Origin of the sequence: Kitasatospora sp. NPDC101801 (assembly GCF_044766665.1) — a bacterium.
Lineage (GTDB): Bacteria > Actinomycetota > Actinomycetes > Streptomycetales > Streptomycetaceae > Kitasatospora.
The window spans coordinates 1-14,717 of record NZ_JBIWML010000033.1 but is presented as its reverse complement, the minus strand read 5'-3'; the positions used below and the strand labels follow the sequence as shown (position 1 = coordinate 14,717).

General features: G+C 72.8%; 13 protein-coding genes. 8 read left to right on the top strand and 5 right to left on the bottom strand.

What is annotated here, in order from left to right:
• Positions 1 to 117 precede the first annotated feature (117 nt).
• Positions 118 to 1,878 carry an APC family permease gene (locus ACIRPK_RS27910; protein WP_403043127.1) on the bottom strand — a complete coding sequence of 587 codons (1,761 nt, stop codon included), beginning with the start codon at positions 1,876 to 1,878 and terminating at the stop codon, positions 118 to 120.
• A gap of 768 nt (positions 1,879 to 2,646) precedes the next feature.
• On the opposite strand from ACIRPK_RS27910, the gene ACIRPK_RS27905 reads away from it, so the two are divergent.
• A complete protein-coding gene (locus ACIRPK_RS27905) occupies positions 2,647 to 3,450 on the top strand; it encodes a hypothetical protein (RefSeq protein ID WP_403043125.1) in 804 nt (267 codons plus the stop codon).
• A 185-nt stretch (positions 3,451 to 3,635) separates the two neighbouring features.
• On the opposite strand, the gene ACIRPK_RS27900 is transcribed toward ACIRPK_RS27905, so the two are convergent.
• On the bottom strand, positions 3,636 to 4,778 hold the full coding sequence (locus ACIRPK_RS27900) for a TDT family transporter (protein ID WP_403043122.1): 1,143 nt from the start codon (positions 4,776 to 4,778) through the stop codon (positions 3,636 to 3,638).
• A 455-nt stretch (positions 4,779 to 5,233) separates the two neighbouring features.
• On the bottom strand, positions 5,234 to 5,419 hold the full coding sequence (locus tag ACIRPK_RS27895) for a hypothetical protein (RefSeq protein WP_403043119.1): 186 nt from the start codon (positions 5,417 to 5,419) through the stop codon (positions 5,234 to 5,236).
• A 449-nt stretch (positions 5,420 to 5,868) separates the two neighbouring features.
• Between ACIRPK_RS27895 and ACIRPK_RS27890 the strand changes: the two genes are divergently transcribed.
• The 4 genes from ACIRPK_RS27890 to ACIRPK_RS27875 all read left to right on the top strand — a co-directional run bounded on the left by ACIRPK_RS27890 (position 5,869) and on the right by ACIRPK_RS27875 (position 8,298).
• Positions 5,869 to 6,228, top strand: coding sequence for a Scr1 family TA system antitoxin-like transcriptional regulator (locus tag ACIRPK_RS27890; RefSeq protein ID WP_403043116.1), 360 nt, complete (start codon positions 5,869 to 5,871; stop codon positions 6,226 to 6,228).
• A 9-nt stretch (positions 6,229 to 6,237) separates the two neighbouring features.
• Complete coding sequence (locus tag ACIRPK_RS27885; protein ID WP_403043113.1) at positions 6,238 to 7,035, top strand: maleylpyruvate isomerase family mycothiol-dependent enzyme; 798 nt, start codon at positions 6,238 to 6,240, stop codon at positions 7,033 to 7,035.
• 22 nt (positions 7,036 to 7,057) lie between these two features.
• Positions 7,058 to 7,198, top strand: coding sequence for a hypothetical protein (locus ACIRPK_RS27880; protein ID WP_403043111.1), 141 nt, complete (start codon positions 7,058 to 7,060; stop codon positions 7,196 to 7,198).
• Positions 7,199 to 7,383: 185 nt separating this feature from the next.
• Complete coding sequence (locus ACIRPK_RS27875) at positions 7,384 to 8,298, top strand: hypothetical protein (RefSeq protein WP_403043108.1); 915 nt, start codon at positions 7,384 to 7,386, stop codon at positions 8,296 to 8,298.
• Here ACIRPK_RS27875 and ACIRPK_RS27870 read toward each other — a convergent pair.
• Entirely contained in the window at positions 8,292 to 8,840 is a 549-nt protein-coding gene (locus tag ACIRPK_RS27870) for an NUDIX domain-containing protein (protein ID WP_403043105.1), read from the bottom strand. The two genes, ACIRPK_RS27875 and ACIRPK_RS27870, sit on opposite strands and share 7 nt — an antisense overlap.
• A gap of 160 nt (positions 8,841 to 9,000) precedes the next feature.
• Between ACIRPK_RS27870 and ACIRPK_RS27865 the strand changes: the two genes are divergently transcribed.
• Positions 9,001 to 9,633, top strand: coding sequence for an RNA polymerase sigma factor (locus ACIRPK_RS27865; protein WP_403043102.1), 633 nt, complete (start codon positions 9,001 to 9,003; stop codon positions 9,631 to 9,633).
• Complete coding sequence (locus ACIRPK_RS27860; protein ID WP_403043099.1) at positions 9,630 to 10,463, top strand: hypothetical protein; 834 nt, start codon at positions 9,630 to 9,632, stop codon at positions 10,461 to 10,463. Before ACIRPK_RS27865 ends, ACIRPK_RS27860 begins: the two co-directional genes overlap by 4 nt.
• Positions 10,464 to 10,525: 62 nt before the next feature.
• Here the strand turns inward: ACIRPK_RS27860 and ACIRPK_RS27855 are convergent, their stop codons facing one another.
• Positions 10,526 to 11,074 (bottom strand): GNAT family N-acetyltransferase, encoded by a 549-nt coding sequence (locus ACIRPK_RS27855; protein WP_403043097.1) that lies wholly within the window; start codon positions 11,072 to 11,074, stop codon positions 10,526 to 10,528.
• Between the two features lie 301 nt (positions 11,075 to 11,375).
• Between ACIRPK_RS27855 and ACIRPK_RS27850 the strand changes: the two genes are divergently transcribed.
• Positions 11,376 to 14,582 carry a penicillin acylase family protein gene (locus ACIRPK_RS27850; protein WP_403043094.1) on the top strand — a complete coding sequence of 1,069 codons (3,207 nt, stop codon included), beginning with the start codon at positions 11,376 to 11,378 and terminating at the stop codon, positions 14,580 to 14,582.
• Positions 14,583 to 14,717 lie beyond the last annotated feature (135 nt).

The following is a 14,717-nucleotide window of genomic DNA, read 5'->3' as shown; positions in this document are numbered from 1 at the left end:
GACGTTCATCGGAACCTCGCGATTGTCTGTGCGCGGCGTGGCTTGCCTGTCCGTGCATCGGTGGGGTTTCCGCGGCCGTTCGGCGGCAGGGCGGGGCGCCTTGCCGGGGACCGGGGCTCACGGCTCCGGGCCCTTGGTGCGCGCGGTGGTGGGGTCGAGGTGGTAGGTCACGGTGGAGACGACCGCGTTGGTGCGACGTCGCAGGAGGGCGGCCAGGAGGGCGGAGCGGCGGCCTTGGAGCAGGCGTTCCAGGTGCCGGCGCGGGAGCTTCTCGGGGATGAGGACGGTGACGTGGTGGCCCTCGGCGGTGGCCTGCTGGATGTACTGGACGATGGGGGTGAGCAGGGTGTGGTGGGGGCTGGGGAGCAGTTCCAACGGCACGTCGGGGGCCCACAGTTCCCACTGGCGGGCGAGGGTCGTGGTGGCGCTCTCGCCGCTGTGGACGGTGACGGCGACGACTGTGCCGCCGAGGGTGAGGGCGCGGGCGAGGACGGCGGCGGTGACGGTGCTCAGTTCGCCGACGGGGACGACCACCAGGCCGCGCCCGGGGATCGGCCTGGGTGGGAGCCGGCCGATACCGGTGGCCAGGGCCACCGCCGCGTAGTAGCGCTCGACCCTGGCGAGCAGCAGCATCAGCAGCGGGACGACCACGACGACCGCCCAGGCGCCTGCGGTGAACTTGAACACCACCAGGACGGCGGTGGCCGTCAGGGTCAGGGTGCAGCCGGTCGCGTTGAGCGCGGCCAGCCGCCGCCAGCGCGGGGGCCGGGTGCGCAGCCAGTGCCGCACCATGCCGAGCTGGCTGATCGTGAAGCCGATGAAGATGCCGAGGGCGAACAGCGGGATCAGCCGGTCGGTGACCGCGCCCGTGGCGGCCAGCAGCAGTGCGGTCAGCGCGGCGAGTGCCAGCACACCGACGCGGTGCACGGGGCGGGCGGAGCGCAGCGCGAAGACGTGGGGCAGCTGGTTGTCCTTGGCGAGCAGGGAGAGCAGCAGCGGCAGGGCGCCGAAGCTGGTGTTGGCGGCGGCGGCCAGGAGCAGCGCGACGGTGAGGTTGGCGGCGTAGTAGGGCCACCCGGTGCCCAGCGAGTGCGCGGTGAGCTGGGCGAGGACGGTGACGTCGGCGCGGGGGACGATGCGGTCGCGGGCGAGCAGGTAGCCGATGCCGATCAGCATGACGGTGAGCAGGGCGCCGAGGAGCAGTTGGGTGCGCTGGGCGGTGCGCACGCGCGGCTCGCGGAATGCGGGGACGCCGTTGGCGATCGCTTCGACACCGCTGATGGCGGTGCAGCCGGAGGCGAACGCCTTGAGCAGGAGCACCAGGCCCAGCCCTTGGGTGGTGGCGACGGTGGGCCGACCGCCGGCTTCGGCGGCCGGCGCCGGGTGGGCCACGCCGAGGGCGATCACGGCCAGGACGAGGGCGATGAAGAGCACGGTGAGCGGCATGAGCAGCCGGGCGCTGTCGGCGAGTCCGCGCAGGTTGACGGCGGTGAGCAGGACGAGTGCTCCCGTGGCGGTGAGCAGCAGGTGGCCGGTGAGCGCCGGGAAGGCGGAGGCCAGACTGGCCGCTCCGGTGGCCAGACTGACCGCTGCGGTCAGGACGTAGTCGACCACCAGGCCGGCTGCGGCCAGGCGGCTGGTCCGAGGGCCGAACTGCCGCTTGGCGACGGCGTAGGAGCCGCCGCCCTCGGGGTGCGCGGCGATCACCTGACGGTAGGACAGGACCAGCGTGGCGAGCAGGAGGGCGACGGTGATGTTCAGCGGCAGCATCGCGCCCATCGCACTGCTGCCGGCCACGGCCAGGGCGACCACCGCTGCCTCCGGTCCGTAGGCGACCGAGGTGAGGGCGTCCAGGGACAGTGCGGGTAGTCCGCCCACCGCGGTGAGACGGTCCCGGTCCCCGAGCCGGCGTGAGCGCACAACCTTCCGCAGCAGCCCGCGTCCTGGCAGCCGATGACGGTGCGTCACCGCTGTGGCCGAGGCTGGAAGCGGGGAACGGACGGGCTCCGAACCGCTGTCGGCAGCCGGCCCGGGTGACGGTGGGCCAGGTATGGACATCGGCACAACCACCTCCACCATTGCGAGTTCGACGTTGCCTGGTGGCTTCCTGCGATGACATTCTCCCCCGGTGCGCGGTGGATCGCTCGGGGCCGCCCACGCGGGGGGGGTGTACGCGGGAGCGCATGTGCGGCCCACACATTTCGTGACGCTCCGTCAGCACCCGAATGGCGGCGCATGACTGGGCCGCGAGCTGCGCCTGGCGGGCTTCTGTGCTGGTGGGATGACGGCATCGCGAGCTCCCCTGCCGCCGTTGGCGAGCAGCGCACATCGCCGCTGAATCCCGGTTGTTGACGGCTTGTTGGTGCAGATGCGGGTCGCGGACCGGGGCCGTCGACGGGTCACCCGGCGTCGACCGGCCCGGGCGGTCCTGAATTGCCGTCGGGCCGAATGACCCCAACACTGGTGCGCAGGCTGCAACTTGCCTGAGGGGGCACCTGCTGACCCCGAGGAGGCGGCAATGAACGAAGTCATCCTCTGCCCGGACGCGAACTGCGGGACCAGCCACGAGCTGGGCGTTGAGCCCGCCCGCCGCAGACTTCCCCGACGAAGGCCGGAGGGTTGGGCCGGGGTGGCCGGGAGGCGGCCATGCTGATCGCGTTGCTCGTCGTAGCGGTGGCGGTGGCGGCCGGATTCCTGGCCAACAGGTTCCTGCGTGCGCGTCTGATGGGTGCCGACGCGGAAGGAGTCGGCGCCAGTGATCTGCTCGAACCGCTCCTGACCCTGGCGGTGCTGGTCCTGGCCTTTGTCCTGGTCATGGCCTCGGAGTCCTTCGGCAGCGCGGAGAAGGCGGCACGTACCGAGGCCGGGGTGGTGGACCATCTCTTCGAGGTCGCCGAGTACGCGCCTGCCGCCCAGCGCAAGGCCATTCAGGCGGACGTGGTCTGCTACACCCGTGCGGTGCACGCGGTGGAGTGGCCCGCGATGGTGCGGGGTGAGGGATCGTCGGCACCCAGCGTGTGGACCACGGACATCCGGCGCCACTTCAAGGAGATGGACCCCAACGACGCGGTGTTCGGGATCCTGGTGCAGGCGGACCAGGACCGGTCCGAGGCACGCCAGAACCGGATCGCGGAGGCGACTCCGGCGGTTCCCCCGGCATTCAGCTGGTTCATGCTCATCAGCGTCGCCGTGACGCTCGCCGCTCTCGCCTTCTGCCTGCCCCGCAAGAGGAGAGGGGCGGAGATCGTGCTGCTGCTGGTCCTGGCGGGCCTGCTCACCGGTTCCCTGCTGATCATCCACGACATCGACCGGCCCTACGACGGCATGATCGCCATCCAGCCGACCGCCATCGACAACACCAAGGACGACGACACCGAGGACTACCTCGCCGCCTACGGCCCCGGCAGCCTGCCCTGCGACCTCATGGGCAAGCCGTCTGCCGCCGCGTGAACCGCAGCGGGTTCAGGCCGCAGGAGCCCTCGGGACGGCCGGCCGCAGGGGCCGCACTTCTCAGGCCGCTGCGGACCGGCTCCGCAGTCCCGATCGCGCCCTGGAGTCGGTGGGCCGGTTCGTGCTCGCGCCGGATGCCGAGGCCGCGCGCGCCCTGTGGGGGGACGTGGTCGGCCCGGGCCGACTCAGGGGGGTAGCAGGGTGCCGTTGAGCAGTCCGCGCGCCGTGTGGGCGGCGGCTGTCAGCCAGGCGGCGGCCAGGAGGACGTACAGCCCGACGGCGAGCCAGTCGTAGAGCTGGAGGCCGGTGTGCTGGGCCAGGCCCTCGGCGCCGGTGACGCAGGTGCCGACGGGGAAGGTGAAGGCCCACCACGTCATGGCGAAGCCCATGCCCTGGCGCCGGGCGCGGAGCACCGCTGCTGTCGCGAGTGCGAGCCAGGCCATGGCGAAGCCCATCACCGGAACGCCGTAGAGCACCGCGAACGCCGCGAAGCCTTGGACGTAGGGTGCCGGGACCACGTGCGGTGCGGCGTCGGCGAACTTGTTGGCGGCGGTCGTCGACTGGCCGAGCGGTCCCAGCACCAGGAAGAGGGTCGGGGTGAGGGCGAGCGGAAGCCGGGGACCGGTCAGCAGCCGGGCGAGGATGACGGGAAGCATCACCAGTGTCGCCAGCAGGCTCAGCCCGAACATCGCGTAGCAGCCGAGCAGCATCCCTTCTTGCCACTGGCCGGCGGGCAGGTGCGGGATCAGCAGTGGTCCGAGCGCAGCGGAGACCATGGGTGCGACCACGGGCAGCAGCCAGACGGGGGAGGCGCTCGCGGGGGTGAGGTCGTGGCGTACGGCCATCAGGTACGGGATCGCGAGGGCGGCGAGCAGCCCGACGGCGGTGCCCGCGGTGAAGAGGACGGCGTCCACGGCGATCGCCGCGTCGATGCCGATCCAGTCCGAGCCGACCAGGACCGTGCCCCCGCCCACCGCCAGGAGGGCCATCGAGAGGCAGCCGTAGAACGGCGCCACGGCCGGGTCGAGGAGGTGGGCCCGCCCCTGGTCGCGGTGGTAGGTCCAGTGGGCCGCGCGGGCGACGAGCAGGACGAGCAGCATGAGCGCCGACAGGGCCCACACCACCGTGCAGGCGGTGCGCAGGCCGGGGAAGCGCACCGGCAGGGCCGCTCCGGCGTTGGCGACGATGGCGGTGCCCATCACCGAGGCGTACCAGTTCGGCGCGAGGTGCCGGACGCGGGCCGCCCGACGACTCCCGCCCCGGTCGGCGGCGGGGGGACCTTCGGGGGCGAGGCCGCGGGGCGGACGGGGCTGCGCGCGAAGTGCCATGGCCTCAAGATCACCCGGAGCCCGGCTCCGCGCCACCCGACAGACGGCGATCGAGGCCGCCTGGCGGGTGGCTGAGGACTGCTGCGGGTGTGCGGTCAGCCGGGTGTCCAGGCTGATGGCTGCGGGAGGGTTCGGCGCGGGCTCTGCTCGGCCATGACGTACACCCGCGTTGTGGTGACCGGACTGCGAGCGCCTTGATGCTCCTCCGTCGGGCAGTCAACTCAACTGGCCCTGCGACAGGTTGACCGTGGCGCCTTCGTACAGGTTCGTCGGCAGGCAGGGCGCGGACGCCTGGCTCCGGCGCGCCTTTCGAACCGACGGAGAGCGTCTTCGACGGTCTTCCCGGCCGCGATCCGGGAACCGCTGGAGGAATGCCCGCTCCCGAAGGTCCGGCCCACCGAACCCGGGGCCGATGTCCGGAGCCTGGTGGAAAAGGGTGCCGACGTCCACTCAGGTCACTCGCGGCGGCGGGCTTCCTGAGCACGGGAGCACTGCGGATTGGTGCACGGTCCGGCAGCCCAACGGTCCTGCTGCTCCCCCTCGCGCTGGACCGTGCCCACGTGCACGGCCTGCACGGACGCTTTGCAGCGGTCGCAGGTGAGATTCTTCGGCTTGGAGTTCCCGTTTCGGGTGGTGGTCATGCTCTCAATCTAGCCACCCGGCGCAGCCGAGGCAGTGCCGACGGCGCCTGTCACCCCCACGGGCGAGCGTGTGCGGGAGCACGGCGCGGGCGGGCACCACCGGCGCTCGCAACCCCTTCCGGCACAGTCCCTGTGCGCCCTTCCGGCCGGCCCAGTCCCTCGGTGCACGCGGACACCGGTCCCGCCGAGACGGCGCCGCCGGCGGACGCAGCCTCGGGCACCCCGGTCGATGACCGCCCAGGGATCGCGGCCGTGTGCGTGCGCAGGAAGCTGTGCCACCTCGCAGCGGAGACCTGCTGTCCCGGTGGTGGCAGGGGCTGCCGCGGCTGCCGGCGGCCCAGGCCGGCGGCAGCAGGAGCCGCCCGGCGCACACCTGGCACACGTCACGATCCGCATCCGGTGCGCGAGTTGTACCACTGCCGCGCAGGCGTCTTCGGTCAGAGACGACGATGCCGTCACCGGACCTGCTCACGATCCGGCATCGCACCGAGCACCGCCGGCTCGGAACTCCGGGACTGCTCCGGACCGTCGAGTACGCACCTGCGCTCGAAGCGGGCGGGATCACTCGCGGGAAGGTCACACCGGCCCAAGCGGATGAACGGGTCCGCCTCCTCCCGAACCGCCAGGAGTCGACGCTCGGCCGGGCCGGGGTGCACGCCGTCCTGCGTCAGAGTTGCTTGGCGACTCAGGGTGGCGGTCAGGGCCTGACGGTCCGTCGGCAAGGGCGCGGGGGTTGCGCACCGGAGTGCTCGGCACCAGCCGGTGGCGACTGTGAAAATCGCTGTCCGATCACCGGAGCACGGTGGTAGACATCCGGCGTGGAAAAGAATCTTGAGTTCCCTGACCTGCTGCGCCTGATCGACGACCGGTCGGCCGCGTTCCGCGCTGCGGTCGCCGACGCGCCCAGTCTCGACGCCCAGGTGCCGACCTGCCCCGAGTGGACGCTGTTCGATCTGGCGAAGCACCTGGGTGGGGGAGACCGTTTCTGGGCCGCCATCGTCGGTGCGGGTCCTGCCGACGCTCCCCCGGCCGAGGCCGCCGCTACGCGCGCCGCTCTGGAAGTACCGCGGGAGCGTGAGGCCCTGCTGGCCTGGCTGGCCGCGTCGACCCAGCTCCTGCTGAGCGCCCTGCGCGAGACAGGACCGGACGCCGGCTGCTGGACGTGGTGGAGCGACCTGCAGACTCCGCGGACCTCCGGCGGAGTCGCCCGACACCGGGTCCAGGAGAGCGCGGTGCACACGTACGACGCCCGGCTCGCCGCAGGCACCACGCAGCCGCTGCCGACCGAGGTGGCCCTCGACGGTGTCGAGGAGTTCCTGTTCACCTGCGTCGCGTCGCCCAGCGCCTGGCCGCACAAGCCCACGACCTTCGACCTCCACGCCGCCGAGGGCCGCTCCTGGCGCCTCACGGTCGACGGCGACGGCGCACGCTCCACCCGCATCCCCGCACCCACGGCCGCGACCGGCGAGGACTCGGACCCAGCCGGCGCCTCCGTCCATGGCACGGCCAGTGAGTTGGTCATCTACTTGTACGACCGTATCCCGGCCGACTCCTTGCACGTTGACGGAGACGCAGCACTGCTCGACCTGCTCCGCGCCTGGGAACCGGAGGAGTAGGACGCACGCACGTCCTCGGCGCGTGCAGCCGTCGAAGCCACCCGGACGCCGGACCAGCGGACCGGGCGCCTGGGCGCTGTGGATCTGCTACCTCCCGATCCTGGCCTGGGGGCCACTGCTCGCCGTGGTCACCCGCGCCTACCACCTGCGCCGCACCCGCTGAACGAACTTTCGGGGTCACCGGTCAATTCACTGCACGAACGGTCGAGTTGGGCCACGGTTCGGCGTTGTTCGGAGAACCGACCGTCCCAACTGCCGGGCGTGCTACGTTCCGTGGTCAAAACAGAGACAGGTGACCCCGGCGGTGCGCCAACACCCCGGGGTCCGGCAGCAGGAGAGAGATTCCCGATGCGGGTTTATCGTAGCGCCCACGCGCGCAACTTCACCGTGCTTCCCAACGTCCTCCTCCAGGACCGCCGACTCAGCTACACCGCCCGTGGCCTGCTGGTCGACCTGCTCTCCCGGCCGGACGGCCGACGTGAGGACGGTCGCCAGATGGCCGACTCCAGCCCCCAGGGGCGGGGCACCGTCCGCCGGGCGTTGAGGGAGCTCACGGCGGCCGGGTACTACCGGGTCGACACCGTCCGCCTCCCCAACGGCACCGTCCGCTCGGAGGCCCACGTCTTCGACACCCCGCAGCGCACGCCACCGGGTGTCGCCCGCCCGGGCGCCGGTGGGCCGGACACCGGCCGTACAGACGCACCTTCTGTACAGGACGACGGGAAAGCACCCTCCCTCCCCGGCCGGCGAGCCGACGAACAGTCAGCCGATGTCCCCGACGAAGCGGCACGCGTGGCGGCGGACACTCTCCTCCGGGCAGTCCGCCCGGAGCCCCGACTGTGGCTGGGTGGGACCGAGGCCCTGGCCCTGGCGCCCTTGGTGACCGACTGGCTGGAACGTGGCGCCACCGCAGGCGAGTTGGCCCGCGCCCTGCTGGACGGCCTGCCGGCCACGGTGCACTCCCCCGTGGCCGTGCTGCGCAGCCGCCTGGAACGCAAGATGCCACCGCCCCGCACTGCGGCGCAGCGCCCGGCGGCCCGGTACGCCGAGTGCGACAGGTGCCATGACCCGGTGCCACAGCGCGGCATCTGCCGGGCCTGTGCGGGCCTCGGCGGACGGGTGGCCGCCGTCGGCAACGGCGCGACGGCTGCCCGCAGGGGCGCGGCACGGGCCCGAGCCGCGATGCACAGCGCCCGTGGCCCGTTCCCGGTCGGACTCCGCCCCTCGGCGGTGACCGGCAGAGCCTGTGGACCGGATCAGTAGGACCGGCGGGCCGCGATCCACCCGGCATGCCGCGTCATCCTGAGCCGGTCCTCGGGAAAGTACCCCTGCCACTGCTCGTCCAGGCGCAGCCAGGCCGCCGGTTGACCGGGCTCCGGGGCCAGGGGTGTCGCCCGGTCGACGACTGCGACGAAGGACACCCCCAGGGTCGCCGCCAGGCCGGGACCGTACGAACGAACGGTCACGGCCGCCGGCACGGCGAGGAGGTGCGCACTGACCCCGGTCTCTTCGAGCAGTTCGCGAGCCGCCGCCTCACGGGGTGTCTCCTCGGCTTCGACCTGCCCGCCGGGGCAGACCCATCCGCGCCGACGATGCCCGATGAGCAGCACGCGCTCCAACTCCTGGTCGTACAACCAGACTTCCGCTGCCAACGGCCCACTCGTCGCCACGTCTGCCAGGCCCGTCGCGTCCGCCGCCTCCGCCCGGAGCAGCCAGGCACGGGCGTTGTCGTACTCGGTCGCCGCCTGCTCGACGTCCAGGGCCACGGCCGCCAAGGAGCGTCGCGCGATCACATGCTGAGTCATCCGCACACCGTACGACCGTGCTCCGACAGACCGGGGCGCCGTCACCCACCCCGGTCGGGACCCCGACGGCCTGGGCCGGCCCGGTCACGTGTGACCCAGGTCATAGGAACTCGGCCGGACGGGGTACCAGATAGAGGACGTGGAATCTTCAGATCGAGATGTGCGCGCGCGGGTGCGGGCCGGAGACCGGGACGCGTTCGGCCTGCTCTTCGACACGCATGCGCGCGCGGTGTACAACCACGTGTTCCGGCTGACCGGGGACTGGTCGACGGCGGAGGACGTGATGTCGTTGACGTTCCTGGAGGGCTGGCGCCGGCACGACCGGGTCGAGGCGGAGGGCGGGTCGCTGCGGCCCTGGCTGCTGGGCATCGCCACCAAGCTGGTCAGCAACCAGCGCCGGGCCGCCCGGCGGTACTGGCAGGTGCTGGCGCAGCTCCCGACACCGCGTGAGGAGGTCCCCGACTTCGCCCAGGAGCTGGCCGGGCGGATCGACGACGCGTCCCAAATCGCGGTACTGCAGCAGGCGTTGGCGCGGTTGCGCCGCCCGGACCGTGAGGTGCTGGCCCTGTGCGTGTGGGCGGGGCTGGACTACCAGGAGGCCGCCGAGGCCCTGGGCGTACCGGTGGGCACCGTGCGCTCACGCCTGTCCCGGGCCCGGACCCGGTTGCACCGGCTCGCCGAGACGGCGCAGCGTCGGGCGCAGCGGGAAAAAGTGGAACCCGCTCGTGGCCGGAACCAGATCAAGGGTGGGACCGCGCCCGCGGCCCCGTCCCCGAAGGAGGTACACCAGTGAACGCCGGACAGCGGCCGGAGCCGGTCGAGCGCGCGGAACTGCTCGGGCAGCTGCCCGTGCCGGCCGAGCGCGACCTCCCCGCAGGACGCCACGCCCTACACCGGGAGCGCCTGATGCGCCAGATCGACCTCGACACCCCCACCCCGGCCGCCGCCCCGGCCCCGGCCACCACGCCCGCCAGGCCGCGCATTCGGCGGCGGCTGGCCGTCACCGTCGCCGGTGCGCTCGTCGTGGGTGCGGCCGTGGCCGTCGCCTCGACGCAGTACGGACTGGACGGCGGCGGCGCCAGCGGGTCGCTGAGCTCCACCGAACTGGCCAGCTGGACCGGCGTGCCGACGCCGCTGGCCGCTTCCACGGGCCCGGGCGCCACCGCCGAGAAGTGGTGCCTGGACCGGATGACCGACGCCCCCGGCGCCGGGGCACCCGCCACGATCACCAACGCGGACCTGCGGGGCAAGATCGCCTCACTGATCGTCAACCGTGGTGGCAACGCCATGCTCTGCTACGTCGCCTCGGAGCACAGCGGCTTCTGGGAGGCGATCGACCCGGCGAAGACCGTGCCGGCCGACGCGGTCACGTACGACACGGGCGGCTCCCACGGCGACGGGGACGAGACGTTCAACTACGCGCAGGGCTCGGTCGGGGCCAACGTCAAGGCGATCAGCATGCAGGCCAACGGACGGACCTTCCAGGTCACCGTGGCGGACGGCCGCTGGACCGCCTGGTGGCCCGGCGCCACCTCGCGCGGCGGCTCCGTCGACATGGCCAGCATCACCCTCGCCGACGGCACCACCCGCACCGTCAGCGGCAGTTCGCTGTACACCAGCTGAGACCTCCCGGGCCGCCCTGCCACCCTCGGTGGCCGGTCGGCCCGGGCCGCCCTGCTGCGGAATCAGGCGGACGGCGCGGCCGGGGACCGCACGCCGAACCACTGCTCGGCGCCGAACTCCTCGAACCGCTGGACCTCGGTGAACCCCAGCTTGGCCGCGAGACTCATCGAGCGGCTGTTGGCGGTCTGGGTGCAGAGCACCACCGGCTCGCCGGGGAGCGCGCCCGCGAACCAGTCGAGTGCCGCTGCGCACGCCTCGGCGGCGTACCCGCGTCCCCAGGTCTCCGGCAGGAACAGGTAGCCGAGTTCGGCCTCTTCGGCGCCCGGGTGGAGGTGCCCCGGGCGCTCCGGGTCGCGCCGATCCAACGTGACCGCGCCGATCATCGCTCCGTCGAGGGCGACCACGAAGAAGCCGGGCCGCCGCCCGGGCAGTTCCGGCACCGCGCGTTCGAGCTCCTCGCGCGGTCGGGCGCCGCCGAGGTAGGTACCCACCTCCGGCGAGGCGAACAGCTCGACGAACGCCGCACGGTCCCTGGCCTCGGACACGCGGAGCACGAGTCGCTCGGTCCTGATCGGGTCTGGTGGCCAGGCGACGGCTCCAAGATCGGTCATGCCGGGAAACGTATCGCACGCGCACCGGGGACGACAGTGTGGTTCAGCTGGACGGTCGTGACGGGTGACCGGTGCCGGTGGTCGTGCGGCATGGGTGGGCGACTCTCCGGGTCGTGGAGGCGAACCGACCGACCGGCTCATCGGGTGCCACCGGGCCCGGATCGCAACTCCCTTGCAGTTCTTGATTGTTGCGGATGCATGGCACTGCATGCACGGGTCTACCCGGCGGTAGCGGTACGGGACTACCGTGCCAGCCACCGCCATCGCGGCGTGTCCACCTCACACTCCGAAAGGGACTCAGGTGACCCGTGCCCCCGCACGACCCGGCCTGCGCCGGGCCGGACTCCGCAGCGTCCTCGCCGCCGCCCTGTCCGCCGTCGTCCTGCTCGCCCCCGTGGCGGCCACCCCCGCCTTCGCCGCCGCCCCCGCTCCCGCCCCTTCGCCGCTGGCCGGCGACCCCTGCCTCGGCCAGTGCCAGGACATCCTGACGGCGGGTCAGAACGGGCACGCCACCCTGGCGGGCATCCTGCTGCACCAGAGCGTGGGCACCCGCCCCGCGCACTCCGCCGACCAGATCGACGCCTACGACAACCTGCTGCACGACTACTCGGGCCTGACCGAGGACCAGCTCTCCGACTACTTCAACGACGCCTCCTTCGGCATCGCCCCCGGCCAGCTGGAGAGCACCCTCTCCCCGCGCGCCGACGTCACGATCAGCCGGGACAAGGCCACCGGCACCCCGCACATCAAGGGCACCACCCGCTCCGGCACCGAGTTCGGCGCGGGCTACGCAGCGGGGCAGGACCGGCTGTGGCTGATCGACATCCTGCGGCACATCGGCCGGGGCGAGCTGTCCTCGTTCGCGGGCGGCGCGGCGGGCAACCGGGCGCTGGAGCAGAGCCTGTGGGCGGTGGCCCCGTACACCGAGGCGGACCTGCAGCGGCAGATCGACCGGGTCCGCGACTCCGGGCCGCGCGGCGCGCAGGCGTACCAGGACGTCCAGGACTACGTGGCCGGGCTGAACGCCTTCATCGCCGCCGACCTGGCCGCCAACAACTACCCCGGCGAGTACGTGCTCACCGGGCACGGCAGCGACATCCGGCCGTTCACCGGCACCGACGTGGTGGCGATCGCCTCGGTGATCGGGGCCATCTTCGGCAGTGGCGGTGGCGGCGAGGTGGAGAACGCGCTCGCCGAGCTGGCCTTCCAGCAGCGGCTGGGCAGCACGGCCGGGGCCGCCGCATACACCGCCTGGCGGGCGCAGAACGACCCCGAGGCGACCACCACCGTCCACAACACCAGCTTCCCGTACGGCACTTCACCCGCGAACCCGGTCGGCGTGGCGACCCCGGACGGCGGCTCGGTGCACGGCTACCAGCACGCCCAGAACGGCACCGGTACGGGCGCCGGCGCAGCGCCGACGGCGGCCGAAGGCGTGCTGCCGGCCGACCTGATCACCGCGCGGAAGGGTATGTCCAACGCCTTGGTGGTCTCCGGCGCGCACACCGCCTCCGGGCACCCGGTGGCCGTCTACGGGCCGCAGACCGGGTACTTCGCGCCGGAGATCCTGCTGGTCCAGGAGCTGGACGGACCCGGGCTGCGCTCGCGCGGCGCCTCCTTCCCCGGTCTGAGCTTCTACGTCCAGCTCGGGCGCGGCCTGGACTACTCCTGGAGCGCCACCTCGGCCAACCAGGACATCACCGACACCTTCGCGGTCGAGCTCTGCGAGCCGGGCGGCGGCACTCCCACCACCGCCTCGGGCAGCTACCTGCTGCGCGGCGTCTGCACCCCGTTCGAGCGGCTGGCCAAGCGCAACAGCTGGGCGCCCAGCACCGCGGACTCCACCGCCGCCGGCGCCTACGACCTGGTCACCCTGCGCTCGGCGTACGGCTTGGTCACCCACACCGGCACGGTCGGCGGCAGGCCGGTGGCGTACACCGCGCTGCGCTCCACCTACCAGCACGAGGTGGATTCGGTGATCGGCTTCCAGAAGTTGAACGACCCCTCGGCGGTGACCTCCGCGCAGACCTTCCAGCAGGCCGCCTCGGAGATCGGCTACACCTTCAACTGGCTCTACGTGGACGCGAACCAGGCCGCCTACTACAACTCCGGGGTCAACCCGGTGCGGGCCGCGAACACCGATCCGGACCAACCGATCCTGGCCCGGCCCGAGTTCGAGTGGCGCGGCTGGGATCCGGCCTCGAACGTCTCCCAGGTCACGCCCCCGGCCGAGCACCCGCAGTCGGTCGGCCAGGACTACTACGTCAGTTGGAACAACAAGCAGGCTCCCGGGTTCGCCTCCCCCTGGGGCAACGGCTCGGTGCACCGGGGCGATCTCCTCAACCGCCGGGTCGCCGCGCTGGTGGCGGCGGGCGGCGTGACCCGCAGCAAGCTGGTGCAGGCGATGGAGGACGCGGCCAACGTCGACCTGCGGGCCGAGCGGGTGCTGCCCGAACTGCTGCAGGTGATCGACTCCGCGCCGGTCACCGACCCCGCGCTGGCCACCACCGTGCAGCAGTTGCGCGGTTGGGCGGCCTCCGGGTCGCACCGCAGGGAACCGTCCAAGGGCGCGGGCGCGTACACCGACGCGGCCGCGATCCGGACCCTGGACGCCTGGTGGCCGCTGCTGGTGGAGGGTCAGTTCAAGCCCGGCCTCGGTGACGAGGTGTTCCGGGCGCTGGCCGCCGTGGCCCCGGTCAACGAATCGCCCTCGGGCGGGCAGAACGGCGCCGGCGGTCCCGGCACCGACCTCAACAGCAGCGAGCCGCACAAGGGTTCGGCATTGCAGCACGGGTGGTGGTCCTACGTGGACAAGGACCTGCGCGCGGTGCTCGGCCGACCGGTGGCGGGCCCGCTGCCCGCCACGTACTGCGGCGGCGGTTCGCTCGCCGCCTGCCGGCAGCTGCTGCTCGGCACGCTGGCGACGGCGGCGGCCACCCCGGCCGCCCAGGTCTACCCGGCGGACAAGTACTGCGCCGCCGGCGACCAGCTCTGCGCCGACTCCATCGTGCACCGGGCGATGGGCGGGATCACCGTGCCCCGGATCGCCTGGCAGAACCGGCCCACCTACCAGCAGGTGGTGGAATTCCCGGCCCGCCGGTCGGACAACCTCGCCAACCTGGCCACCGGCGCCCGGGTGACCGCCTCCGACTACCAGGACGCGGTGGTGGTCTCCTACCCGCCGGGCAAGGCCAACGACGGTGACATCGGCAGCCGTTGGGCCAGCAAGACGGTCGCCACCGCCTGGCTGGCCGTCGACCTGGGCAGCTCCCGGCAGGTCGGCCGGGTGGCGCTGCGCTGGGCCGACCAGTACGCCCGCGCCTACCGGGTCGAGGTCTCCGCCGACAACGTCAACTGGCGGACGGTGTGGGCTACTTCGGCGGGCCGGGGCGGAGTGGAGAACCGGGCCTTCGCACCGGTCGACGCCCGGTACGTCCGGCTGGTCTGCCTGGAGCGGGCCACCGACAACCGGTACTCGGTCTACGAGATCGGCGTGTACTCGCGCTGAGCTCGGCGCGTCGCGGGTGAGCGCGGTGGGCGGCCCCGCCCCGGCCGGCCCCCCCAGGCCGGGGGTTTTGTAGCGCGGGGGGCCCGCCCCAGGGTGTGGTGGCCCCGGATGGGGTCGGGGGTGGTGTCGACGGGC

Excerpts from the sequence above, each read along its gene's own strand:
- ACIRPK_RS27905 (WP_403043125.1), top strand. The coding sequence starts at position 2,647 with ATGCTGATCGCGTTGCTCGTCGTAGCGGTGGCGGTGGCGGCCGGATTC.
- ACIRPK_RS27900 (WP_403043122.1), bottom strand. The coding sequence starts at position 4,778 with ATGGCACTTCGCGCGCAGCCCCGTCCGCCCCGCGGCCTCGCCCCCGAA.
- ACIRPK_RS27855 (WP_403043097.1), bottom strand. The coding sequence starts at position 11,074 with ATGACCGATCTTGGAGCCGTCGCCTGGCCACCAGACCCGATCAGGACC.
- ACIRPK_RS27890 (WP_403043116.1), top strand. The coding sequence starts at position 5,869 with ATGCCGTCACCGGACCTGCTCACGATCCGGCATCGCACCGAGCACCGC.
- ACIRPK_RS27870 (WP_403043105.1), bottom strand. The coding sequence starts at position 8,840 with ATGACTCAGCATGTGATCGCGCGACGCTCCTTGGCGGCCGTGGCCCTG.
- ACIRPK_RS27875 (WP_403043108.1), top strand. The coding sequence starts at position 7,384 with ATGCGGGTTTATCGTAGCGCCCACGCGCGCAACTTCACCGTGCTTCCC.
- ACIRPK_RS27895 (WP_403043119.1), bottom strand. The coding sequence starts at position 5,419 with ATGACCACCACCCGAAACGGGAACTCCAAGCCGAAGAATCTCACCTGC.